This is a genomic window from Streptomyces sp. HSS9-12, from assembly GCF_054963655.1.
On the sequence record NZ_JBUEGC010000009.1, the window covers coordinates 36,280 to 58,452 of the forward strand.

23 protein-coding genes are annotated in these 22,173 nt (G+C 69.7%); 8 read left to right on the forward strand and 15 right to left on the reverse strand.

Annotated elements, in window-relative coordinates; translation table 11 throughout:
- Positions 1 to 93 precede the first annotated feature (93 nt).
- The 3 genes from ACY34J_RS06930 to ACY34J_RS06940 all read left to right on the forward strand — a co-directional run bounded on the left by ACY34J_RS06930 (position 94) and on the right by ACY34J_RS06940 (position 3,361).
- Complete coding sequence (locus tag ACY34J_RS06930; RefSeq protein ID WP_462725447.1) at positions 94 to 705, forward strand: MEDS domain-containing protein; 612 nt, start codon at positions 94 to 96, stop codon at positions 703 to 705.
- A 7-nt stretch (positions 706 to 712) separates the two neighbouring features.
- A complete protein-coding gene (locus ACY34J_RS06935) occupies positions 713 to 2,434 on the forward strand; it encodes a helix-turn-helix domain-containing protein (RefSeq protein WP_462725446.1) in 1,722 nt (573 codons plus the stop codon).
- Between the two features lie 426 nt (positions 2,435 to 2,860).
- Positions 2,861 to 3,361 carry an inorganic diphosphatase gene (locus tag ACY34J_RS06940; RefSeq protein WP_462725445.1) on the forward strand — a complete coding sequence of 167 codons (501 nt, stop codon included), beginning with the start codon at positions 2,861 to 2,863 and terminating at the stop codon, positions 3,359 to 3,361.
- 76 nt (positions 3,362 to 3,437) lie between these two features.
- On the opposite strand, the gene ACY34J_RS06945 is transcribed toward ACY34J_RS06940, so the two are convergent.
- Positions 3,438 to 3,968 carry a TerD family protein gene (locus tag ACY34J_RS06945; protein WP_462725444.1) on the reverse strand — a complete coding sequence of 177 codons (531 nt, stop codon included), beginning with the start codon at positions 3,966 to 3,968 and terminating at the stop codon, positions 3,438 to 3,440.
- Between the two features lie 1,052 nt (positions 3,969 to 5,020).
- Here ACY34J_RS06945 and ACY34J_RS06950 point away from each other — a divergent pair.
- Positions 5,021 to 5,413: a peptidoglycan-binding domain-containing protein gene (locus tag ACY34J_RS06950; protein ID WP_462725443.1), complete on the forward strand. Its 393-nt coding sequence runs from the start codon at positions 5,021 to 5,023 to the stop codon at positions 5,411 to 5,413.
- On the opposite strand, the gene ACY34J_RS06955 is transcribed toward ACY34J_RS06950, so the two are convergent.
- Entirely contained in the window at positions 5,414 to 5,884 is a 471-nt protein-coding gene (locus ACY34J_RS06955) for a hypothetical protein (protein WP_462725442.1), read from the reverse strand.
- A gap of 247 nt (positions 5,885 to 6,131) precedes the next feature.
- Between ACY34J_RS06955 and ACY34J_RS06960 the strand changes: the two genes are divergently transcribed.
- Positions 6,132 to 6,611 carry a J domain-containing protein gene (locus ACY34J_RS06960; protein ID WP_462725441.1) on the forward strand — a complete coding sequence of 160 codons (480 nt, stop codon included), beginning with the start codon at positions 6,132 to 6,134 and terminating at the stop codon, positions 6,609 to 6,611.
- 13 nt (positions 6,612 to 6,624) lie between these two features.
- Here the strand turns inward: ACY34J_RS06960 and ACY34J_RS06965 are convergent, their stop codons facing one another.
- Positions 6,625 to 8,067, reverse strand: coding sequence for a multicopper oxidase family protein (locus tag ACY34J_RS06965; RefSeq protein ID WP_462725440.1), 1,443 nt, complete (start codon positions 8,065 to 8,067; stop codon positions 6,625 to 6,627).
- Between the two features lie 165 nt (positions 8,068 to 8,232).
- Here ACY34J_RS06965 and ACY34J_RS06970 point away from each other — a divergent pair, with 165 nt between their 5' ends.
- The 3 genes from ACY34J_RS06970 to ACY34J_RS06980 are packed head-to-tail and all read left to right on the forward strand — an operon-like array spanning position 8,233 to position 10,932.
- Complete coding sequence (locus tag ACY34J_RS06970; protein WP_462725439.1) at positions 8,233 to 9,666, forward strand: pyridoxal phosphate-dependent decarboxylase family protein; 1,434 nt, start codon at positions 8,233 to 8,235, stop codon at positions 9,664 to 9,666.
- Positions 9,653 to 10,297 (forward strand): hypothetical protein, encoded by a 645-nt coding sequence (locus ACY34J_RS06975; RefSeq protein WP_462725438.1) that lies wholly within the window; start codon positions 9,653 to 9,655, stop codon positions 10,295 to 10,297. The genes ACY34J_RS06970 and ACY34J_RS06975 overlap by 14 nt, the downstream gene beginning before the upstream one ends.
- Positions 10,294 to 10,932 (forward strand): DUF6875 domain-containing protein, encoded by a 639-nt coding sequence (locus tag ACY34J_RS06980; RefSeq protein WP_462725437.1) that lies wholly within the window; start codon positions 10,294 to 10,296, stop codon positions 10,930 to 10,932. Before ACY34J_RS06975 ends, ACY34J_RS06980 begins: the two co-directional genes overlap by 4 nt.
- 49 nt (positions 10,933 to 10,981) lie before the next feature.
- Here the strand turns inward: ACY34J_RS06980 and ACY34J_RS06985 are convergent, their stop codons facing one another.
- The 12 genes from ACY34J_RS06985 to ACY34J_RS07040 form a co-directional block, all read right to left on the reverse strand.
- Positions 10,982 to 11,860, reverse strand: a complete 879-nt coding sequence (locus ACY34J_RS06985) for an alpha/beta hydrolase (RefSeq protein WP_462725436.1) — start codon at positions 11,858 to 11,860, stop codon at positions 10,982 to 10,984.
- A gap of 126 nt (positions 11,861 to 11,986) precedes the next feature.
- On the reverse strand, positions 11,987 to 12,718 hold the full coding sequence (locus ACY34J_RS06990) for an indole-3-glycerol-phosphate synthase (RefSeq protein WP_462725435.1): 732 nt from the start codon (positions 12,716 to 12,718) through the stop codon (positions 11,987 to 11,989).
- Complete coding sequence (locus tag ACY34J_RS06995) at positions 12,715 to 13,461, reverse strand: phosphoribosylanthranilate isomerase (RefSeq protein ID WP_462725434.1); 747 nt, start codon at positions 13,459 to 13,461, stop codon at positions 12,715 to 12,717. Before ACY34J_RS06995 ends, ACY34J_RS06990 begins: the two co-directional genes overlap by 4 nt.
- Complete coding sequence (locus ACY34J_RS07000; protein ID WP_462725433.1) at positions 13,458 to 14,603, reverse strand: acyl-CoA dehydrogenase family protein; 1,146 nt, start codon at positions 14,601 to 14,603, stop codon at positions 13,458 to 13,460. Before ACY34J_RS07000 ends, ACY34J_RS06995 begins: the two co-directional genes overlap by 4 nt.
- An 11-nt stretch (positions 14,604 to 14,614) precedes the next feature.
- Complete coding sequence (locus ACY34J_RS07005; RefSeq protein WP_462725432.1) at positions 14,615 to 14,989, reverse strand: ectoine synthase; 375 nt, start codon at positions 14,987 to 14,989, stop codon at positions 14,615 to 14,617.
- 2 nt (positions 14,990 to 14,991) lie between these two features.
- The gene (trpA, locus tag ACY34J_RS07010; RefSeq protein WP_462725431.1) at positions 14,992 to 15,870 is read right to left on the reverse strand and encodes a tryptophan synthase subunit alpha; all 879 of its coding nucleotides are present in this window, start codon (positions 15,868 to 15,870) and stop codon (positions 14,992 to 14,994) included.
- The gene (locus ACY34J_RS07015; protein ID WP_462725430.1) at positions 15,863 to 16,912 is read right to left on the reverse strand and encodes an anthranilate phosphoribosyltransferase; all 1,050 of its coding nucleotides are present in this window, start codon (positions 16,910 to 16,912) and stop codon (positions 15,863 to 15,865) included. The genes trpA and ACY34J_RS07015 overlap by 8 nt, the downstream gene beginning before the upstream one ends.
- A 2-nt stretch (positions 16,913 to 16,914) precedes the next feature.
- The gene (locus tag ACY34J_RS07020) at positions 16,915 to 17,172 is read right to left on the reverse strand and encodes a phosphopantetheine-binding protein (RefSeq protein WP_462725429.1); all 258 of its coding nucleotides are present in this window, start codon (positions 17,170 to 17,172) and stop codon (positions 16,915 to 16,917) included.
- On the reverse strand, positions 17,169 to 18,659 hold the full coding sequence (locus ACY34J_RS07025; protein WP_462725428.1) for an AMP-binding protein: 1,491 nt from the start codon (positions 18,657 to 18,659) through the stop codon (positions 17,169 to 17,171). The genes ACY34J_RS07020 and ACY34J_RS07025 overlap by 4 nt, the downstream gene beginning before the upstream one ends.
- The gene (locus ACY34J_RS07030) at positions 18,652 to 19,527 is read right to left on the reverse strand and encodes a MaoC/PaaZ C-terminal domain-containing protein (RefSeq protein ID WP_462725427.1); all 876 of its coding nucleotides are present in this window, start codon (positions 19,525 to 19,527) and stop codon (positions 18,652 to 18,654) included. The genes ACY34J_RS07025 and ACY34J_RS07030 overlap by 8 nt, the downstream gene beginning before the upstream one ends.
- A 20-nt stretch (positions 19,528 to 19,547) precedes the next feature.
- A complete protein-coding gene (locus tag ACY34J_RS07035; protein ID WP_462725426.1) occupies positions 19,548 to 20,783 on the reverse strand; it encodes a beta-ketoacyl-[acyl-carrier-protein] synthase family protein in 1,236 nt (411 codons plus the stop codon).
- Positions 20,784 to 20,826: 43 nt separating this feature from the next.
- Positions 20,827 to 22,044 carry an aminotransferase class I/II-fold pyridoxal phosphate-dependent enzyme gene (locus ACY34J_RS07040; RefSeq protein ID WP_462725425.1) on the reverse strand — a complete coding sequence of 406 codons (1,218 nt, stop codon included), beginning with the start codon at positions 22,042 to 22,044 and terminating at the stop codon, positions 20,827 to 20,829.
- Positions 22,045 to 22,173 lie beyond the last annotated feature (129 nt).

Below are 22,173 nucleotides of genomic sequence, written 5' to 3' on the forward strand. Positions count from 1 at the left end.
GCCCCAGAATACACAGAGATCACGATCGCCACTGGAATATCATGCTCGGCCGATGACAGGGGTATAAGAGAGAAGGTGATGGTGCCTGACTCGATGCCACCCTCAGTTGCCCTCGGTGTTCCCGGTGTCCAGGTCACGCCCGGCGAGCACCTCTGTGCCTTTTACCGTGGCCTGGCGGGGCGTGACGAGATCCTGATCCCGTATCTCCGCGAGGGGCTGGCGACCGGCGACAAGTGCATCTGTGTCATGGATGCCACCGATCCCGAAGCGGTGTTGACCGCCCTCGCCACGGACTTCGACCTTGGAGCGTGTCTGAGCAGTCAGCAGCTCGATGTGCAGCGGTCGAGCGATACGTACCTGCGTGATGGCAGGTTCTCCACGCACGCCATGCTCGACTTCTGGGACGACGCGGTCGGCGGAGCTCTCGCCTGCCATGGATTCGGCTTCTCCCGGGCCGTGGGCGAGATGACCTGGTCACTGCGCCAGATGCCGGGGGTCGAGGACCTGGTGGAGTACGAGTCGCGGCTCAACCGCTTCGCGCCGCGCTACCCCCAGGTGATCCTGTGCCTGTATGAACTCGACCGGTTCAGCGGCGGGATCCTGATGGACGTACTGAAGACGCACCCAAAGGTTCTGGTCGGCGGGATGCTGGTCGCCAACCCCTACTACCTCGAGCCTGACGAGTTCCTCGCGACGAGGCAGTGAGGAGACGATGAGTACGCCCGCGGTCCCCGCGGCACGATTGGCCGCGCTGGACATGGCGCAGCGCGACCAGCTCAGCAACCTCCGTGGCCTGCTGATGCTCTCCATGCTGATGACCGAGAGCAGCGACGAACGCCGGATCCTGCACTTGGCGACCACGTCGGTGGCGTCCTTCGGACGCTGCCAGGTCGAGGGCGTCCACTACCTGGAGGGCGGCTGGCAGACGACGGCGACGCCGAAAGCGCCTCCGGGGGCGCGGGCCGCGATCGAGCCGCAGCTGGGGGCTCTCGGCCGCAGCGGCGGTCCGGTCACCGTCGCCGACCAGGGCTGGGGATGGGCCCTGCCGATGCCCAGCCTCGACGAATACGTCGGTCACCTGGTCGTGTCGGCCGGGGAGGAACCGTCGTCCGAGGAGCAGTTTCTGCTCCAGGCACTCGCCCAGCAGACAGGTGTCGCCCTCGCGAACGCGCGGCTGCACGCGAAGGAACGGGCCGCCTCCGAGGAACTGCGCACAGCCAACGCCGCGCTTGCCGAGGCACTCGGCAAGCTGGAGCGGACCCAGCAGATCCACGACCGGTTCACCAGGGCCGCGGTCGCCGGCGAAGGGCAGGAGGGCATCGCGACCGCCCTGCACGAACTGACCGGGTTCCCCGTCGCCGTCGAGGACCGGTACGGCAATCTGCGGGCGTGGGCGGGCCCGAACAAGCCTGCCCCGTACCCGAAGGATCCCCCGGCGGACCGCGAGCGGATGCTGCGCCGGGCGGTGTGCGAAGGGCGGCCGATCCGGGAAGGCGGGCGGCTGCTGGTGATCGCCAGTCCGCGCCCGGACATTCTCGGCGTTCTGGCGCTGGTGGACCCCGCCGGGACGGCCCGGGACCAGGAGCTGATCGCACTGGAGCATGGGGCGACCGTGCTGGCGATGGAACTCGTGCGGCTGCGCAGTCTGGCCGAGACCGAGCTGCGTCTTCGGTGTGATCTGGTGGAGGAGTTGCTGTCGGGTACCGACGAACAGAGCGCCTTGGCCCGTGCCCAGGTGCTGGGTTATGACCTGGAGCGCACGCACCGGGTGGTCGTCGTCGAGGCAGGTGCGCGGTCACAAGACGCGGAGGGGCTCCTCCACGGTGTGCGCCGCGCTGCCGGTTCGACGGCCATCGGCTCGCTGATGGCGACCCGTGGCGACGCCGTGGTGCTGCTCTCCGACCGCGTGGTGCCCTGGGAGCGGTTCCGGACGGCCGTCCTGGCCGAGCTGGGCGGCGGCCGATGCCGGATAGGGATCGGCGGCCCGTGTGAGCGGCCCGGGGAGTTCCCGCGCTCCTACGGCGAGGCACTGCTCGCGCTGAGGATGCAGGGCACCGCGCGCGGCGGCGACCGCGTGGTCAGCTACGAGGATCTGGGCGTGTACCGGCTCCTCGGCGAGGTCGAGGACCCGGCAGCGGTCGAGCGGTTCGTGCGGCACTGGCTGGGAGTTTTGCTGGACTACGACGCCAGCAAGCGGTCCCAGCTGGTCAATACGCTGAGCTGGTACCTCGAGTGCGGTGGACGCTACGACTCCACCGCGGCGGCCCTGTCGGTGCACCGCAGCACGGTCAAGTACCGGCTGCAGCGGATCCGCGAGATCTCGGGACATGACCTCGCGAATCCCGACACCCATTTCAATCTGCAGCTGGCCACCCGAGCCTGGCGGACGCTCGACACGCTGCGGTCCGATCCCAGGACCGCTGGGGACTGCTGATCAGTCCGCGGCGGCCAGAACGCCGCCGGTTCGCACCCACCGCGAGGCCGGCTGGGGGAAGGGCGGCCGGTCGACTGAATGCCCTCGGCTCCGATCGGTTCGTCGAAGTGATGCGTGATGCATCCGTGACCGTGCGTAGTCGCGTACGCGGCACGGCCGGCCCGTCGCCAGGACCTTGCCACCCAGCCCCAGTCCGCAGGGGATCACCAGGTGCTGATCTTGTGGATCTCCTCGCCGGGGAGACAGGCCGGAGATCTCGGCGGTGACGCGCCCCCCAGCGCCTGCCGTACTGCAACGATGACAGTACGGCCTCCGGTACCGGACGGTGTCCGGTTCGTGCGACGCGTCACGGGGCACCCGGAAAACGCGACGCCTCACGGAGGAATGTGAAAAATATATAGAAAATGGATGGGCTAGGAGGCTGCGGTGGAATTCGACGTCATTGTGGAAATACCGCAGGGGTCTCGCAACAAATACGAGATGGACCACAAGCAGGGGCGGATCCGCCTGGACCGGATGCTGTTCACCTCGACGCAGTACCCCGCCGACTACGGCTACATCGACGGCACCCTGGGCGGCGATGGCGACCCGCTGGATGCCCTGGTCCTCGTGGGTGAGCCGACATTTCCGGGGTGCGCCATCGAGTGCCGGGCCATCGGCATGTTCGTGATGCGCGATGAGAAGGGCATGGACGAGAAGGTCCTGTGTGTCCCAGCGCACGACCCGCGCTATGACATGTATCAGGACATCGACGACTTCCCTACGTTCGACAAACTGGAGATCACCCACTTCTTCGAGGTCTACAAAGACCTGGAGCCGGGCAAGTCCGTCGAAGGCTCCCACTGGGAGGGCCGTGATCAGGCGTATGCCGAGATTGATGCCTCCCGTAAGCGGCTTGCCGAGATGCCCGGTGCCCTGCATGCGTGAGCAGCTGGCGGATCGCACGGCGACCAGCGGGCGGCCCCGGACGCGTGCCCGGTGACCGCCCGCAGCTGACGTGTGCTCAGGAATGGTCTCTGCCCATCAGCCTGGCAAAGGAATTCGGGTCGGCGTCGAATCCGTGCATCACCTTGCGGAGTTCCCAATCGCCCGAGGCGGCCCGGGTGAACTCCGCGACGGTTACGGCTGTGGCTCCCGAGACACTGGCGAAGTCGCTCTCCGTCAGCTCCGTATACCCCTCATGGATCCGGACACGGGTGTTCGCTACGTCACCGAAGGTCTTCCGCCCACCGCGTTGCTGGATGGCCACGCCCACAACCACGCGCGCGTATGCGGGAGCCAATCGGTCCAGCTGCAGGGTCATGGCCTCGTCCGCGCCGAAGCCCTGACCGGTCTGACTGTCCCTGTTGAGGGTAATGGTGCCGTCAGGCGATCGGCTGTCGAAGTGGACGAGGTACGCGGGGTCGCCGTACGGGTCGTCCGCAGCATACGTCGCAGCGATGAGATCGAGATCATGGTCCGGTGTACCGGAGGGGCTGGGATCCCACTCCAGCTTCACCTCGACCTTTCTTAACCCCTTGTTGAGACTGCTCATCAGATTTCCTTTCCTGGGAACCGGGTTGATGCGCGTTGCTCGATCCTCTACCCCGGATGCAGTGTGGTACGGCGCCGCCCGCTGTTACTGCTCGGGCATGCGCAGCGCGCGCACGGTCGTTCAGCGCCCCGCGGGGCTGCCGCGGTGGTCAACTCCTCAAGCGGATCGGCCAGATGTGGACTCCACTCCGGACGTCGGGATGAGACAAGGCCGCACGGGCTGCGTATCGCCTCACAACGAGACAGCGGAACCGGACTCGTGCGGCCCAGCTGCGCGTCACGGATCCGGACGTTGGTTGAGGAGGACTGCCGGTGGGATTCAACGACACCGAACCGCAGCGAGCTTACGGTTCAGGTCCTGATACGGCGCAAGAGATCTGGGACTCCTTTCAGGCCGTGCTGGACGGCTTGGACGCCGCACGCGCCGACCTCCTCCAGGCGTTCGACGAGCGGCAGGGCTGGGCCGAGAGCCCGCCACCGTCCTGGCCACGACACGGCGAACCGGCCTGGGACGCCTTCATTCCTCCGACCCGGACCCTCTTCTCGAGCCCTGCTCCGCCCCCGCCCCCGCGGACACAGCCGGTGGAGCGTGGGCCCGAGGTCCTGGATTCGGGTCGTCCGTACGCCATCGGGCCGTCTGCAGTAGAGCCGCTGGGAACCGGTGACGCACGCCAGGTCGACGCTCCCGAGGATCTCGTGGTGGAGCCGCTGTGGTCGCGCGGCAGGCATCTGGAGACCGTTCCGCCGCCACTGACGGGGCAGCCGCCGACGGCGAGTGGCGAAGGCCCGAAACACGCCGCGCCCGTGACCCTCCTGCCCCCGGCTCCCCCGCGGGAGGGCGCTCGCCGGAGGACCGGCCCGGACGCGGACACCAGCCCGTCGGCTACCTCCCAACGCCCCGCCCCGTCCCCGGACCAACTCGTCGCCTCAGCCTCGGAGGTGTCACCGCCACGGCCAAGGACCCGCGCGCACGCGAAGAAGCGCACTCGAGGATGGCGGCGCTTCACCAGCCGGCGGGACACGCGTGTCGCGGGAGCCTTCGGACTGGGCGCGGTGAGCGGATTGCTCCTCGCCTCTCCGCTGCTGGCCGGCGACAACCCCACATCGGTGGTGCCTTCCGCGTCCTCCGAGCAACTGGACCAGCCGCCGCCCGACAACCCCGCACAGGCCGTCCCGAACCCGCCCTCCGGACAACTGAACCAGCGGCTGCCCGAGATCCCGGGCACGGGCGTGCTGCGCCAGGGCGACAGCGGCCATGGCGTGTACGAATTGCAGGTACGTCTGCGTCAGGTCCCGAACATCTACGGCGGCCCCATCGATGGCCGCTACGACGCGGAGGTCCGGGCAGCCGTGGCCAGGTTCCAGAAGTGGTACGGCATCCGCGGCGACGAGACCGGCGTCTACGGCGACAACACTCGCAGCGCCCTGACGTCGCGAACCAAGTAGTCAGCGCCTGTGAGGTTCGCCGTGCGGCGGGCCGCGGCGGGCGCCTTCGCCGCCTCCCATCGGCGGGGCGGCGAAGGGGATGCCCTGGAAGCCCCGTCGGCCGTCGGGGCCGGCCGGCCGCGCACCCAGTCGAATCGCGGCCGCCCCGTTCTGCGGCTGCGCGGTGGACACGGCGATGCGGGCGAACGGTGACGGTCGGTGCAGGTCGGCATAGACAGCGGGCCCTCGCCGTGGGCGCAGGGCGAGGAAGTCCTGACCGTAAGGGTGCCGCCACACTCCCAGACACAGCGCGCCAGGGATCAGCACGCCCCGGACCCGTACTCCGCGCAGGACGCGCCACCAGTCCGGTTCGATCACCACCTGCGCCACCGCTGCCAGGGGAAGGCGCACATTCCTGTGCCGAGCCGCGATCTTTTCCCACCACGCCAGGCGGAGCACCAGGTCGTCACCGTCAAGTCTCAGTCGCGCCATCGCAGCACCCCCATGTCGTGGTCCGCTGTTGCGCACCTTGGGGTCGGCGTACCCATTCCGGGCCGCCCTGTCGGCCCGGGAACGGAGGCGCAGGTCAGGGACCCGAGCAGGCGGAGGCCACCCAGGCGCCCGAGCCTTATATGGGCCATCTTGACAATATTTGTCCGAAGGTCTGGCTAGACTTTCGAGGAGGTTGTCTCGGTATCCGCAGGCCGCCGGGCCCACCGGCCGGGAGGAGGTGAGGACGATGCCAGAGGAGCGACCCCGGCGCGATCATTACGCGGTGCTCGGCGTCGATCCCTCCGCATCGGCCCAGCAGGTCACCACGGCCTACCGCAGGCTGGTCCGCACCCTGCACCCCGACGCCCATCCCGGCCGGTCATCGGCGCAGGAAGACTTCACCGAGGTCGTGGACGCCTACAACACCCTCCACGACCCCGAGCGGCGCGCGGCCTATGACGCTGCACGCGCCCGCCGCGACTACCGCGGGGACCAGGCTCCGCCCGGCCAGCCGGTACCCGTCCGCGTCACCCACACAACCGATGCCCCCGGCTGGCAGTCCCCCACGGTCCGGCCGTACGCGGCGGAGAGCCTGCTCGATGCGCTGCACTCGGTGTCGCTGCGGGTCGGCCCTGTCCGTATGGACCTCATGTGGCACGAGCGAACCGCCTACGGCCTGCTCGACCAGCTCTTCCGGTGGATGTGGGAGCGGGATCCCTGGCGGTGAACCGCGTCTGGGATCACTCGACACTCATCTGCGCCATCATGCCCATGGCCGAGTGGTCCAGCAGATGGCAGTGGTAGACGTAGGTCCCGCGGTAGCTGTTGAAGGTGGCCAGGACCTTCACCGTCTCGCCGGGCAGTACGCGGACGGTGTCCTTCAAACCCGATTCCGAGGGGCCGGCCGGCTGTCCATCGCGCTCCAGGACCCGGAATTGCACCAGGTGCATGTGGAAGTTGTGCGGGACGAGCTGATTGGTGTTGGTGATGGTCCAGAGCTCGGTGCTGCCGAACGCGACGCGGGTGTCGATGCGGTCGGGATCGAACGTCTTGCCGTTCAAGAAGCCGCTCGGGTTGGCTCGCCCGTCCTCGTCCATATGCAGCTCGATGGTGCGGCGGACGATGGGCTCCTTCGGCTGGGGCAGGGTTCGCAGGACGCTCGGGACCTTGCTGCGGTCAGCGGCGGTGCGTACGACGTCGAAGCGCAGGACGATGCCGACCTGGTCGGCGGGGCCGGGACCGAGGGTGTTCTCCAGCACCAGCCGGGTGCCGACCGGGTACCGGGAGAAGTCGATGACGATGTCGGCGCGCTCCGCCGGAGAGAGGGCCACGGCATCCGTGGTGTGGGGGCGTTCGAGGAGGCCGCCGTCGGACCCGATCTGCACGATGGGGCTGCCATCGGCGAGGCGGAGGTTGAAGAACCGCAGATTGGCCGCGTTGAGGAGACGGAACCGGTATTTCCGTGCGGCCACCTCGACATACGGTGACGGCTTGCCGTTGGCGAGGATCGTCGTACGGCCCAGGGCGTCGTCCATGGCGTAGACGAGCTGTCCCGACCCGTCGAAGCGTGCGTCGCGCAGCGCGATCGGGATGTCGTACGGGCCGGAGGGCAGGGGCAGTGCCTGCTCGATGTCATCGGTCAGCAAGTAGAAGGCGGACAGGCCGCGGTAGACGTGTTCGGCCTCCAAGTGGTGTGCGTGGTCATGGAACCACAGGGAGGCGTGTGACTGCTGGTTCGGGTACCTGTACGTCCGGGCCGAACCGGGGGCGATGGTGTCCATCGGCGCGCCGTCGCTGTCGGCCGGCACGCGGCCTCCGTGCAGGTGCACATTGGCAGGCGTGTCAAGGAAGTTGTGGTGCCGTACCACGACGGGGCGCCCGGTTCTCGCCTTGATCGTGGGGCCCGGGAAGCTGCCGTTGTAGGTGAGGACCTCGGTCACCATGCCCGGCAGGATTTCCTTGTACGCCCGCCGGATGGAGACGTTGTAGGTGTCGGTTCCACCGGCGGTGGAGTCAGGGGTGAGCACGGGCGGGACAGGCATCGCCACCTGGAACGGCACCGCGGTCGCTACCGCGGCCCGGGCGCTGCGCGCGCCGATGAGCGGGCTGAGGGCGGCACTGGTGAACAGCCCCGCGGCCGAGGTGGCGAGGGCCGCTGTGAGCACCTTGCGTCTGGTCACCATGGCACACTTCCTGTCCGGCTTGGCGAGTCACCCTTCCGTCGCTCAGCACATCCGATTGCTCGCAAGAGGCATGCAAAAAAGCCGTGAGATACCGGTGTTGCGGGTAGATTGCAGCGTTCCCCGTATACGTACTGAGTCCGAATCGCGCGCCTGGGAAGGCTCATCGTGGATCTTCGGTACTGGCTGCCGCGCGCGGTGGATGTGATCGAACAATGGAGTGAGAAGTTCGGTCCGTACAAGGCGCATCCCTCGCACTCCGTGGGCGAGGAAGCCTTTGCCTCCGCATTCGGTGAATTCGCCAAACGGCTCGAAAACAATTACCCGTTCTTTCACCCACGATACGCAGGCCAGATGGTCAAGCCGCCGCATCCGGCGGCTGTCGTCGGCTATGTCACGGCAATGCTGCTCAACCCGAATAACCATGCGGCTGAAGGCGGCCCGGCGACCACCGAGATGGAGCACGAGTGCGTTGCCGCGCTGGCAGAGATGTTCGGCTTCACCGCGCATGTGGGGCATCTGACGACCAGCGGCACCATGGCGAACCTCGAGGCGCTGTACGTGGCGCGGCAGTCGCATCCAGGCCGTGGCGTGGCGTACAGCTCCGAGTGCCATTACACGCACGAGCGCATGTGTCATGTGCTGGGCGTCGAGGGGCATCAGGTGCCCGCCGACGGGCATGGGCGGATCGATCTGGACGCTCTGGAGCGCGTTCTGGCGACCGGTCGGGTGGGCACGGTGGTGGTGACCGCGGGGACCACGGGTCTGGGAGCGGTGGATCCGGTGCACGAGGTGGTGCCGCTGGCCCGGAGCCATGGCGCCCGGGTGCATGTGGACGCGGCATACGGCGGCTTCTACGCACTGTTGGCTCGGCCGGAGGTGCCGGCGGGGATCGATCCGGAGCCGTGGCGGGCGATCGCGCAGTGCGACTCGGTGGTGGTCGATCCACACAAGCACGGGCTGCAGCCGTACGGGTGCGGCGCGGTGCTGTTCCCCGATCCCAGTAGCCGGCGCTTCTTCGAGCACGATTCGCCCTACACGTATTTCACCGAGTCCGAGCTGCATTTGGGCGAGATCAGCCTGGAGTGCTCGCGCGCGGGCGCCGCGGCCGCCGGACTGTGGCTGACGCTGAGGTTGCTGCCGCTGACGCCGCACGGCTTCGGGGCGATGCTGGCGGCGAGCCGCCGTGCGGCGCTGCGCTGGGCGGATCTGCTGGAGGCTTCGGAGGCACTGGAGCTCTACCAGCGTCCTGACCTCGACATCGTCAACTACTTCCCGGTGACGCGGCCCGCAGCGCTGTCCGCGATCGACGAGGCGTCGGTGCGGCTGCTGCACGACGGGATGTACGCCGCAGAGGAGCAGGTCTTTCTCAGTGTGCTGCGCACGGATGCCGACGCGTTCGTGCGCCGTCATCCCGGCGTGGCTCGTGACGCTGATGCGGCGCGGGTGATGCGCAGCGTCCTCATGAAGCCGGAGACCGAGTTGTGTCTTGACCAGCTGCACGCCCGGGTGGAGCAGCTCGCCGCCTTCGGTGACAGCAGCGCTCGGTCCCGGCCCGTTCGTCTTGGTCTGCTTGGAGGGAAGTCCCTTGGATTCGAATGACGTCCGGTCACCTACCGCAGCCGCCTCCGGCCCCGGCGGTGCGGTACTCCCGGCGTCCGGGCCGGATGCCGATACATTGGCCGGCCTGCTGGCCGAAGCGTTCCACAACGATCCGCTGACCAGATGGCTGTTTCCCGACGACGAGCGCCGGACGCGAATCCTGCCCGGCTTCTTCCGGATATTCCTTGATGTGTCCTACGGGTATGACGGGGTGTCCACCACACCGGACCGCGATGCGGTGCTGCTGTACCTGCCGCCCGGCGCCTGGGAGGAGGTCGAGGAGCGGGGGGATGGGCTGCAGCGGCGGTTCGCCGCCGTCGTCGGTGACGACATCGACGCGCTGATGACGATCGTACGGCTGCAGGCGGAGCACCATCCGGTGCGCAAGCCCCACTACTACGCGGGGTTCGGGGCGGCGCGGCCCTCGGCGCAGCGCCGCGGTCTGATGACGGCACTGCTCTCAGATGTGGTCGCGCGTGCGGACGCGCAGGGGTGCGGTGTGTACACCGAGGCAAGCTCGCCGGGCGGTGAGGCAACGTGCCGGCGGTTCGGGTTCACCCGGCTCGGGCAGGACATCGTGCTGCCGCACGGCGGGCCTACGCTGCGTCCGCTGTGGAGGGATCCCCAGTGAGGGGAGACGGACAGCTCCTCATCTGGTCGCCGAGTGAGGTGGATCGCGCTGATCCGCCGGCCGGCCACCTTCGACATCTGCGTGAAGTCCTCCAGTGGAGCAGGGAGTTCCTGGTCTCCGGCCATCCGGATCTGGGGCGCAGCGGGCCGGTGTGCCCGTATACCCAGCCATCGTTGCGCAAGGAGCTGTTCCTGCTGGCGATGCCCGTGGCCGGGGCGGCGGATGAGGACCTGTCGGGGGCCGTGGCCCGGCTGCGTACCTGGTACGAGCGGCTGTCGGAGCGGCTCGGCGACGACGACGGGGAGCTGTTGACGCTGCTGATGGTGCTGCCGCACCTGGACCGTTCGGATTCGAGTGCGCTGGATGAGCTGCAGCGCAAGGCGAAGGACGAGTTCGTCGCCGAGGGGCTGATGATCGGGCAGTTTCATCCCGTCTGCGATGAACCGGGGCTCTGGAACCCTGAGTTCCGGCCACTCCGGGCACCGGTGCCGCTGCTCGCTGTACGGCGGCTGCTCGTCTTCGATCTGCCGTTCCTGGCCGGCGAGTACGCACACATGGACCTCTACCTTCAGCGGTTCGCTCCGGCGATACCGCCGCGCATCCGTGACCAGTTGGTGAGCCGAGTGGTGTCCTGACGCGACGGTGCCCGTGTCCTGCGTATCCGGGATACGGGCACCGCGGTGTTCACCGCGCGCGCAGCAGGCACTCCTCAAGAAAGGCGAGGGCCCGCAGATGGTAGGCGCGGGCCGCCCAGCCGAGGCTGATGTTGTGTCCGGCTTCGGGCAGGTGGTCGACGCGCACATACGGGGAAGCGGTCAGGTGCGCGGTCATCGCGGCGAGCGCTTCGTCCTCGAGTTGCCACCACCGTTCGTGCTCCGCGAAGGTGAGCCGCACCGGGACGCGGACGCGGGCGGCGACAGAGGGATAGCGCAGCGGCCACGCCACCGTCTCCTGCTCCTCGCGCCGGGGCATCGGGGCCAGCAGGGCCCGGCTCTGCTGGAAGGTTCCCGGCGGATACAGGTGCAGCGGACCCCAGTTCAGCCGTGAGGCTCCGCCGCCCAGGGTGGCGGGGAAGTGCGCCGCCTCGGGGGCGTACTGCTGGGCACAGCCGGAGATGTCCAGGCCGATCAGTTTGCCGCTGCTGTCATCCGCCGCGATGCGCAGGGCGACTTTGCCGCCATAGGAGTGGGCGAGCAAGAAGTGCCCGGCCCCGGTGGCGTGGGTGCGGGCGAACGAGTCGAGCGCCGCGTGCAGGGTCGTGGACTGCTCCGCAAGGGTCTGGCCCTGGGGGAGTTGGCGTGCGGAGAAGCCGTAACCGGGGCGGTCCAGAGCCAGCACGGTATAGCCGAGGCTCGCGGCGAGCGTGAGCAGCGAGACACTGGGGTCGGCCTGGCCGTGGAAGTAGCCGGCGCGCATGGACCGGCCGTGGACGGCGGCGATCAACGCCCTGGGCTCGGTGCCCTGGTCCGGCTCCGCCAGCAGGCCGGAAAGCTGGATGCCGTCGGCGTCGAGGGTCACGGCGCGCACTGGGGGAGGGTGCCCGGCGTACACGGGAGCGGTCATCGTATGCGGTACTCCAGGGGTAGGGCCGTGCGGCCGGTTGGAGCGGGTGTGCCGGCATGGCCGGTTGCGGTACGACGGGTCAGGCCGGATCAAGGGCGGAACAGGGTCCGGCCGTTCCCCAGGGCATCAGCCCGCCTGGGCCGGAGCCGGGTGAAGCGTCGGCTCGGTGGGCGTCCGTGACCGGTCCAGGGCGGTCAGCCAGCTCTGTGGGTTGGGGCTGCGCAGCAGTGCGGTACCGATGAGCAGCCCGGCGTAGCCCGCGTCGAGCAGGCGGGCCGCGGTGTGCGGGCCGTCGATGGCGCTGGCGCTGACCGGGCAGGGGGTGCCGGCGGCGATGAGGGAGGGCAGGAGAGCGAAGCTGCGGCCCAGGTCGCCCGGGTCTTGCTCCTTGGTCTTGATGTCCTTGTTGTTGACGGCGATCACGCACTCGTCGGCGTGTGGCACGGCGTCGAGTTCGGCGTCGTTCGTCACTTCGACGAAGGGGGTGAGGCCGGCGTTCAGGCAGGCGGTGACCAGGGCGCGCAGGGCCGGCCTGGGCAGCAGGCCCGCGGTGAGCAGAACGGCGGATGCGCCGAGCTCCTTGGCGGTGTGCAGCTGGTCGCGCCGGGTGATGAAGTCTTTCTGCAGGAGCGGCCGGTCGGTCAGCCGGGCCACGTCGCGCAGCAGGTCCGGGGTGCCGCCGAACCAGCGGCCGGTGACCACCGAGATGCAGGGCGCGCCCAAGGCTTCGTAGCCGGAGACGATCTCGGCGGGTGTGCGACCGGAGAGGAGGTCGGTGCCGAGTGGGCTGCGCCGCTTGACCTCCATGACCAGCGGCCGGTCGGCGGCGAGCAGGGCTTCGATGAAGCGGGAACTCATGTCTTCTCCTCCTGGTGCTGTCCGGTCCGCCAGGCCCGGGCCAGGCCGGTGATGGCGGGCGCCGTGAAGCGTCCCCGGTCGTTACGGGCTGCGCTGTCGACGTCGATGCCGTGGAAGCGGGGGTGCCGGACGACGGACGCGTAGTCAGGCCGGTTGTGCGGTGTCAGTCCCCCGGCGAGCAGGAATGGCAGGGTGAAGCGGTGGGTGAGATCCAGGACGTCGCGCTCGGACAGCGGCTGTCCCGTACTGCCGATCCGGCCGTCCTCGGCGGCCGTGTCGAGCAGGAAGAGGTCGGCGCCCGCGCGTTCGTAGGCTCCGATCAGCGGGCGCTCCAGACAGTCACCGCCCCGAAGATGCAGGACCTTGACGAGGACGGCGCCGGGCAGGGCTGCGCGCAGTGCCCGTACGACGGCGGGCGGCTGGAAGGCGTGCAGTTGCAGCCAGCGCAGGCCCGTGCGCAGCGCGATGGCGCTGATGGCCTCGGGGTCGCTCAGGAAGGTGACCAGCACCGGTTCGAGCCGGCCGGTGGCGCGGGCGGCCGCCGCGAGTGCGGCCAGCTCACCCTCCGGCAGATCGGCATGGCCGCCGGGTACGCCGTGCCACAGCCCGGCGCAGTTTGCTCCGGCGGCCGCCAGCGTCGCGATGTCGTCGGCGGCCGTGGCGCCGCAGACCTTGAGCACCCGCTGGGGCTGGACGCTGCCCAAGGAGCCGGCCGGAAGCGGGGTGGTGGGCGCGTGGCTCATGTGCCCAGTCCCAGCATCGATGCGATGCGGTTGTACTGGATTTCGGTGGTACCCGAGTAGATGGTGCCGCTCACGGCGTTGCGCAGGTCCTTCTCGAGCCCGTACTCGGCCATGTAACCGTGGCCGCCGAAGATCTGCACGGCGGCCAGGCTGGTCGCCACATTGCTCTCGCTGGTCACCAGCTTGGCGATGGCCAGGTCCACGGTGACATCCTCACCGGCCGTGAGGCGTTCCGCGGTGTCGTACAGCCACTTCCGGGACGTCTCCAGCTGGATCTTCGCATCGACGATCTTGTTGGCGATCGCCTGGTACGACCCGATCGGCTTGCCGAACGCACGGCGGGTCTTCGCATAATCGAGGCAGCGCTCCAGCCGGTGCCGCATCTCCCCGGCGTTGACGACGAAGGAGAAGAGGACTTCCCGCTTCATCACGTGGTCGAGTACGAGGAAGCCGCCGCCGACACGGCCGAGGACCTGGGTGGCGGGGATGCGGCAGTCGTCGAAGTACAGCTCGCTCAGCGGCGAGGTCCGCAGTCCCATCTTCTTGATCGGTTTGCCGATCGTCAGGCCCGGGGTGCCACGGTCGACGAGGAACGCGGTGATGCCGAGCGGCCCGCCGTCCGGGTGCGTACGGGCGTAGACGACGAACACATCGGCGACGGGGCCGTTGCTGACGAACGTCTTGCTGCCGCGGAGGACGAAGTGGTCGCCGTCCCTGACCGCTCGGGTGGTCATGGCCAGGGCATCGGAGCCGCCCTCGGCCTCGGTGATGGCGTGGGCACCGATCGCCTCGCCCGAGCAGATCAGGGGCAGATACCGCTCCTTCTGCGCGGCGGTGCCGAACTTCTCCACCGGGACGCCGGTGCTGGCCATGGTCGTGGTCACCGAGAAGCTCAGCCCACCGTCACGGCAGTTCTCGCCCAGCCCTTCGAGGACGTACAGGGTGGTGAGCAGGGACTGGCCGAGCCCTCCCCATCGCTCGTCGAAGGGGAGGGCGAGGATCCCGGTCTGCTGGATCAGCTTCCACTTCTCCCAGGAGAACGTGGCCTGTTCGTCCCGTGCTATGTGGTCGGCGCTGAGCGCCTCGCCCCACCGGGCCAGAGCGTCGCGCAACTCGGCCTGGTCGGTGCTCCATCGGATCACGAGGACCGCCTTCAGTACGCGGAGGAGATGTGCTCGTCGAGCCGGTGCACCTCGTCACCGTGCAGGGCCGGGGAGAAGACGCACACCAGCCGCAGGTCCTCATGCGGGCCGGCCACGAGGTAGTGGGCCTCGTGCTGGTCGAGCGCGTACATCCGGCCCGGCATGATGGGGTGCGTGGTGCCGTTGAGTTCGATCACCTCGCCGGAGCCCTCGATGCAGTAGCAGGCCTCGAGGTGGTTGCGGTACTCCAGGCGGGACTTGGTGCCGGCCCGCACGGTGGTGTCGGTGAGCGTGTACCCGAGGCCGTCGGACCGCAGCAGGAAGCGCCTGCTCAGGCCGTTGCCCCAGTCGACGGTTTTCACATTGTGCAAATCGCGGATGATCACGCTCAACTCCTGGTTGTGTCAGATCCAGCGGCACGCGCTGAGGTGAGGGACTGGACGAAGTCGCGGAAGCCGACGATGACGTCGCGCTGCCCGGTCAGGGCGTTCTCGACCAGGGAGACACCGGCGGAGCCGACGATCACGGCGTCGGCGCCGCAGGCGTGGACGGCTCGCACATCGGCCCGTGTACGGACCCCGAAGCCCACCGCGACCGGGGAGGTGGTGTGCGCGCGGAGCGCGGATACGGTGCCGGCGAGCGTGGCATGACCGGCGGCCGGCGCGGTCCCGCTGCGTCCGTAGTGCGCGACGAGATAGAGGTACGCGGAGGCATGGGCGGCCGCCTCCGCCATGGTCGATGGCGGACTTTGCCGGTAGCAGGTGGTGACCACAGGCAGCCCGGCTTCGCCGGTCGCCGTGTAGTACCGGGCTCGCAGCCGGGGCGGCAGGGCGTGGACGAGGAAACCGTCCACGCCCGCGGCGGCGACGTCACCGGCCGCCGCGGCGAGATCGCGGTGCTTGAGCGAGTGGCTCCAGTCGGCGAGCAGCGCGATCCGCAGCCGGCGCAGCCCGGGACGTACGCGGGCGACGAAGGCCAGGACGTCATCGAACCCCACGCCCCGGTCCAGGGCGCGCCGCGCCGAGCGCCGGATCACAGGTCCGTCGGTGACGGAGTCCGGGAAGGGCACGGCCAGTTCAAGGCAGTCGACGCCCTCCTCATCAAGCATCGTGACGAGGTCCGCCAGGACGTCGAGAGGTGGATCACCGGCGTTCAGGAACAGGGCCAGGCCCGGCCAGTCGGTGGGCCGGTGCGCGAAAAAGAGGCTGCGGGGCAACCGCGCGGTGCGGGCCCGCGCCCGGTCGGCCGTCGCCGGCTGTTCAGCCATGGAGCGCCTCACCCCTGGGCACAAGGCGGCGCGGGCGCTCGGCCCGCATCCGCTCCACGAGCGCGCGGGCCGCGCCGCTGGTCATGGCATCCTCGGCGGCGGCGACGGCCGTCGACCAGTCGTCACAGTGCCCGCTCGCCATGGCCAGCGCGGCGGCGTTGAGGCCGACCGTGCGGGTGGGGATCTCGCCGGCCGCGCCGGAGATGACGTCCAGAAAGTGGCCTACGGCCGCCGTGGGATCCCACACCGGGCGCAGCTCGTCGAGCCCGCCGTCGTCCGGTGTGAACCGGGTGGGTTCCAGGTACACCTCCTGGCCGTCGTTCACATGGATGACGTTGTTGGCGAAGCTGAGGAGTTCATCGGCGCCGTGGTCATTGGTGCACAGCCACACGACGCGGCCCCGGATCCCTCCCGCGAGGGCCCGCAGTTCGGGCAGCGGCATCGTGGCGGAGACGCCGGTGACCTGTGCGGTGACGGGCAGATCCGCGAAGAACGGCCCGAGCGCGTTGAGAAAGCGGCCGAAGGGACGCATGCTCAGCGGCATGATGCTCCGGGCCAGCCGGGCCAGTTCGGCCGGATAGACGAATGGCCCGGCGAACGCGATGCCGTGGCGCCGCAGGGTCTCGGCGGTCTCCTCGTAGGAACCGGTCAGCCGGACGCCGAGACGTTCCAGCAGATCGACGGAGCCCAGGACGCTGGTGTAGGCGCGGGAGCCCGTCTTGACGACCCGTACGCCCATGGCCGCGGCGACGAACGCTGCGGCGGTGGAGATATTGAAGGTCTTGGGTCCTCCTCCGGTGCCGACCACGTTGACGGTGCCGGGCCACGGCCCCGCCGGCGAGGCCGGGCGCCGCTCGGCGAGCGAGTCCAGCAGATTGCGCAGCGTCTCATGGCCGGGAAGGCGCGTGGTCAGGGACGCCAGCAGGACGACGGCCTGCTCCTTGCCGAGCCCGCTGTCGCCGAGCTGGTCCCACAGCGACCGCCAGGTCTCGCGCTCGACCACCGCGCGCCGCTCGAGGAGACCGGTGACTGCGTCATGCACCGCTAGTTACCCGCCATCCTGCCCGCGTCGGCGATGAAGGCGTCGATCGCCGACACGCTGCGGAAGTTGTCCGGGTCCAGGTCGGCGTCGCCGACCGCCAGCTCGAAGTGGTCCTCCACCCAGGCGATCAGCTTCAGTACGCCAAGGCTGTCGATGACGCCGTCCGACAGCAGGTCGTGGTCGTCCGAGAGCTCCTGGGAGCTGAGGTCGGGCAGGAACTCCTCGATGACGAACTGCTTGATGGTCTCGCTGTGGCTCATGACGATCTTCCTTTGGCTGTGGACAACTCGGTGAGGGTGGCGAGTGCCGTGCGGTCGACCTTTCCGGTGGACGTCTTCGGCAGCGGCTCGTCGATGATCCGCAGCACCGAGGGGACGGCGGCCCGGGGAAGGCGTCGTGCGCAGTACGTGCGCAGCTCAAGGCTTTTGACGGCGGCACCGGGAGCACACCGCACCACGGAGACCAGCCGGCGACCGGCCAGTGGGTCGGGCAGGGCGGTCACGCCCGCTTCGAGCACCTCGGGGTGGGCGAGCAGGACCCGCTCGATCTCGGCTGTGTTGACGGCGACGCCGCGCACCTTGACCTGGTGGTCGCGGCGGCCGGTGAGGTGGAGGCGGCCGTCGGCGTCGCGCCGCACCAGGTCGCCGGTGCGGAACCAGCGCCGGTCGTCGAGTCCCAGCGGATGGCCGGTGAACTTGTCCGCGTGCCGCGTTCGGTCGAGGTAGCCGGGCGACTGGAAGGGCGTGGAGACGTAGAGTTCGCCGGAGCCGGGCCCTTCGACGAGGGCGCCGTGCGGATCGAGGATCAGCGCCTGCACACCCGGCAGCGGCATCCCGATCGTGACCGGCCGACTGGTGATGGCGCTGGTGTCGACCTCGTGGATGAAGCTGTCGTTGGTCTCGGTGCAACCGTAGATGTTGTACAGCCGGGCCTGCGGGAACAGCCGCGGCAGTTCGGCGAGGGTGCGGTCGGGGATGGCGTCGCCGGTGAATACGGCGTGCCGGACCGTCGGGAGCGCCGTACCGCTTCTGCGCGCAGCCTCGGCCAGCAGCCCGTGCAGCATGGGCACTGCCTGTACGACGTGCACCTCGTGGCGTACGAGGAGGTCCACCACGTGCCGCCCGCTGGCGCCGAGGCCGGGGTCGACGAGGACGACGCGGCCCCCGTACGCCAGCGTGGTCCACACATCGAGCAGACACAGGTCGAAGTTGAGCGGTGCGTGGTTGAGCACCGTCGTGCCGGGGCCGATGCCAAAAGCCGGTCCCGCCCACGCGGTGAAGCGGTCCACGGCCTGCCGGCCCAGCGGGACGATCTTCGGCAGGCCGGTGGAGCCCGATGTGGTCAGCATGAACGTCACACCACCGGGGAGCGGTTGGGGCGTGACGGTGCCGCCCGGCAGGACCGGCTCCGGCTCGCCGCCGGCGGCGAGGACATGGCGGCACCCGGCCTGTGCGAACAGATCCGCCAACACGGAGTCCGCGAGCGCGGGCGACGGCAGCAGGAAGGGCCGCTTGGCCAGCAGGCAGGCCAGCACCAGGGCCACCGCGGCAGGCGATTTGGGGGCGAGGATGCCTACGGGCTCGCCGGGGGAGAGGCCGAGCCGCGCCAGTCGTGCGCGTTGGTGGTTCGCCGCCACGTACAACTCGCGGTAGGTCGTCTCCCGGCCGTTCCAGATCAGCGCGGGTGCGTCGGGGCGTTCACGTGTCTGGGAGAGGATGCCGCCGATGAGGCCGAGTCCCTCAGTCATCGCCGGCCTCTCTTTCCGGTCTGGCCGCTGCCGGTGCGATCTCCACCCAGCCGCTTTTCACGGCAGGTCCCTTGGGGGTGCGGCAGGTGAACCGCACGAGCTGCCCGGCGGCATCCGGCTGGAGGAGGGTCTCCAGGGGTTCGCCGGGGGAGACGGGGGCGGAGAAACGGCCGCTGATGACGCGGAGGCGGGAGGCGTCCCCGTCGGCGTGCCGGTCGGTGATCTCCTCGCAGACCAGCGCGATCACGCTCATACCGTGGGCGATGACCGACTCGAAGCCCGCGGCGCGGGCTGCTTCGGCGTCGAGATGGATGGGGTTGTCGTCGCCGGAGGCCTGGGCGTACCGCCGGATCCACTCCGTGGTCAAGCGGTGGGTGACGGTGGTCGGTTGCCCGGCCGGTCCGGACGGGGCGGGGGCGGTGGGGGCGCCGATCTCGCCGAAGGTGTCGAGCGAGGTGGCGCCGGCCAGCAGCACGCTGGTGATCAGTTCGGCGAAGGGCGCGGCGTCGTCGCCGGTGAGGCGGGTGCGCAGGGCGACGCGTGCGCCGCGCGCTTCGCGTCGTACGCCGAGCACATCGAGCGCGATGGTGATGTGCTCGCCGGGCCGGACCGGCCGCTCGGTACGGATGTCCTGGCTGAGGTGGACCACGGCAGGAGGCTCCGCCTCGTTCGCGGCCAGAGCCCGAACCGTCGCGTCGGCGAGCGTGTGGGCGAGGACAAAGGTGTGGACCGGGGATGCCTGCGCTGTGGCCGGGGCGGGCAGGCCGGCCCGGACGGCAGCGCGGTAGGCGGCGATCTCCTCGGGGGTGACGGTGCGTTCGGCGGCGGCGGTGTGCTCGGCGGTCCAGCCGATGCGCGAGCTCGTCATCCCACCGCGTTTGGTTGTCCTCATACCGGCGTCACCACCACAGAGGAGTTATGGCCGCCGAAACCGAAGGAGTTCGACAGCGCGGGCCCCGAGGCGACACTGCGTGGGCTGGTGTGGACCACGTCGATCTCCATCCCTGGCTCCAGTCGTTCATGGTTTGCGGTCGGCGGTACTTCGCACGCCCGCATGGACTGCACAGCCGCGATCAGTTCGACCGCGCCCGCCGCCCCGATCAAGTGCCCGATGACGCTCTTGGGCGCGGTGACCGGCGGCCCGTCCGCGCCGAACACCGCATGCAGGGCGGCGGCTTCAGCGCGGTCGTTGTGCGGTGTGGAGGTGCCGTGCGCGTTCACGTGGACGATGTCGGAGGGGGCCAGGCCCGCGTCCGCGATGGCGCCTGTCATGGCGGCGGCAGCTCCCGCGCCGTCTGGCAGTGGCATCGACAGGTGGTACGCATCGGCGGTGGCGGCGTAGCCGGCGACCTCCGCGTAGGGCCGCGCACCGCGCGCCCGGGCGTCGTCGAGCCGTTCGAGGACCACGAAGCCGGCGCCCTCTCCCATCACAAAGCCGTCGCGGTCGGCGTCGAACGGGCGACAGGCGCGCTCGGGCTCGTCGTTGCGGGTGGATACGGCGTTGAGGTTGCCGAATCCGGCGAGGGTGACGGGGCTGAGGGTCGACTCGCAGCCGCCGGCGATCACCACATCCGCCCGGTGGGTCTGCAGCAGCAGCGCGGCGTGGCCGATGGCGTCGGCGCCGCTGGCGCAGGTCGTGGCGACGGTGAGGGCGGGGCCCTGCCAGCCGAGCCGCATGGCGATCTGCGCCGCCGCCGCGTTGGGCATCGTCAGCAGCGGCATCAGCGGGTTGACCCGTTGCGGCCCGGACTCGGTGAAATGGCGTGACTCCTGGTCGCTGGTGTGCCGCCCACCCACGGCGTTGCCGACGACGATCGCGGAGCGGCCCGGTTCGGGGGCGGGCGAGCCCGCGTCCCGGTGGGCGGCGAGCGCCGCGGTGGTTCCGTAGTGGGCGAACGGGTCCATCCGGCGGGCGTCCTTGGCCGGCACCAGGCCGGATTGGTCAAGCCCGCGGACCCGGCAGCCGATCCGCACCCGGTGCCGGGTCAGGTCGAGGTGGGTGAGGGGTGCGGCGGTCGACTGGCCGGCGCGCAGGGCGGCCCACAGGTCGTCGGGGGTGCAGCCCGCCGGCGTGACCACACCTATGCCGGTGATCACGACCGGGGCTCTGGGCGGGGTTGGCATCTCGGCTCCCGTACGTCTCGTCAGGCCGGGGTCAGGCCGTGTCTCAGGCCGGGATGAGGCGGCACTCGCGGGCGGCCTGGAGGAACGCCTCGGCTGCGAAGTCGATGTCCGCCTTGGTATGGCGGGCGGTCACGGCGATGCGCAGCCGCGCCAGGTCGTTGGGGACGGCCGGGGTGACCACCGGCAGGCCGATGACCCCGGCCTGGCGGCAGGCTGTGGCGTAGTCGTACGCGGCGTCGTCGGAGCCCGCGATGAGCGGGATCACCGCGGTCTCGCTGTCGCCGGTGCACATGCCCGCCTCGCCCAGGATGCCGCGCAGCCGCGCTGATTCGTGCTGGGTGTGGGCGACGCGCTCGGGTTCCTGCTCGAGGATGCGCAGGGCTTCCAGCGCCGCGGCGGCCTGCGCGGGGGCGAGGGCGGCAGAGAAGAGGAAGGGGCGCGCCGCGTATTTCAGGTGGCCGATGAGCTCGCTGGTGCCCGCCGCCCAGCCGCCCATGGAGGGGATGGCCTTGGAGAGGGTGCCGAGCTTGATGTCCACCTTCACGGCGTCGTCGAAGTGCTCCTCGATACCACGGCCGGTGGCCCCGATGACGCCGAGCGCATGGGCCTCGTCGACCATGAGCAGAGCGTTGTGCGCGTCGCACACCTGGCGCAGCCCGGGCAGCGGAGCGATGTCGCCGTCCATCGAGTAGACGCTGTCGACGATGACCAGCCGCACGCCGTTGGGGTCGGCCGCGGCCAGCCGCCGGTCGAGGTGGTCGACGTCGTTGTGGCGGAACCGGGTGACGGTGGCGCCGCTGAGCCGGCAGCCGTCGACGATGCTGGCGTGGTCGTACTTGTCGATGAGGACGGTGTCGCCGGGGCCGGCGAGGGCGCCGACGGTACCGACGTTGGCGGCATAGCCGGAACCGAAGACGAGTGCGTCCTGGCGGCCGGCGAACCGGGCGACTTCCGCCTCCAGTTCCTCGTGCAGTGGGATGGATCCGGCCAGCGCCCGTACGCCGTGGTTCCCGGTGCCGTACCGGTCGATCGCGGCCTTGGCCGCCGTGACCACCCGCTCGTCGCCCGCGAGGCCGAGGTAGCTGTAGCCCGACATCATCAGGAGGCGGGTGCCGTCGACGTCCGCGTACGCGGTGTCGCGCTCGACCGTGTACGCGACGAAGCTGTTACGGCGGCTGGGCTCCCACTCCAGGGACTGGACGCGTTGCCGCGTAGCGGCCAGCTTGGGCTCGAGGCGTTCCCATCCCCCAGATGCGTTCACAAGCGTCTCCTCATCCGGTTTCCGTGCCTTTTCGCGGCTCGCTCCAACAGCACACTCACGTGCGACTGCGACGAGATATCTACGTGAGCCCCCGCAAGGCGTGCGCAACACAAGTGCGAAGTAACGGTT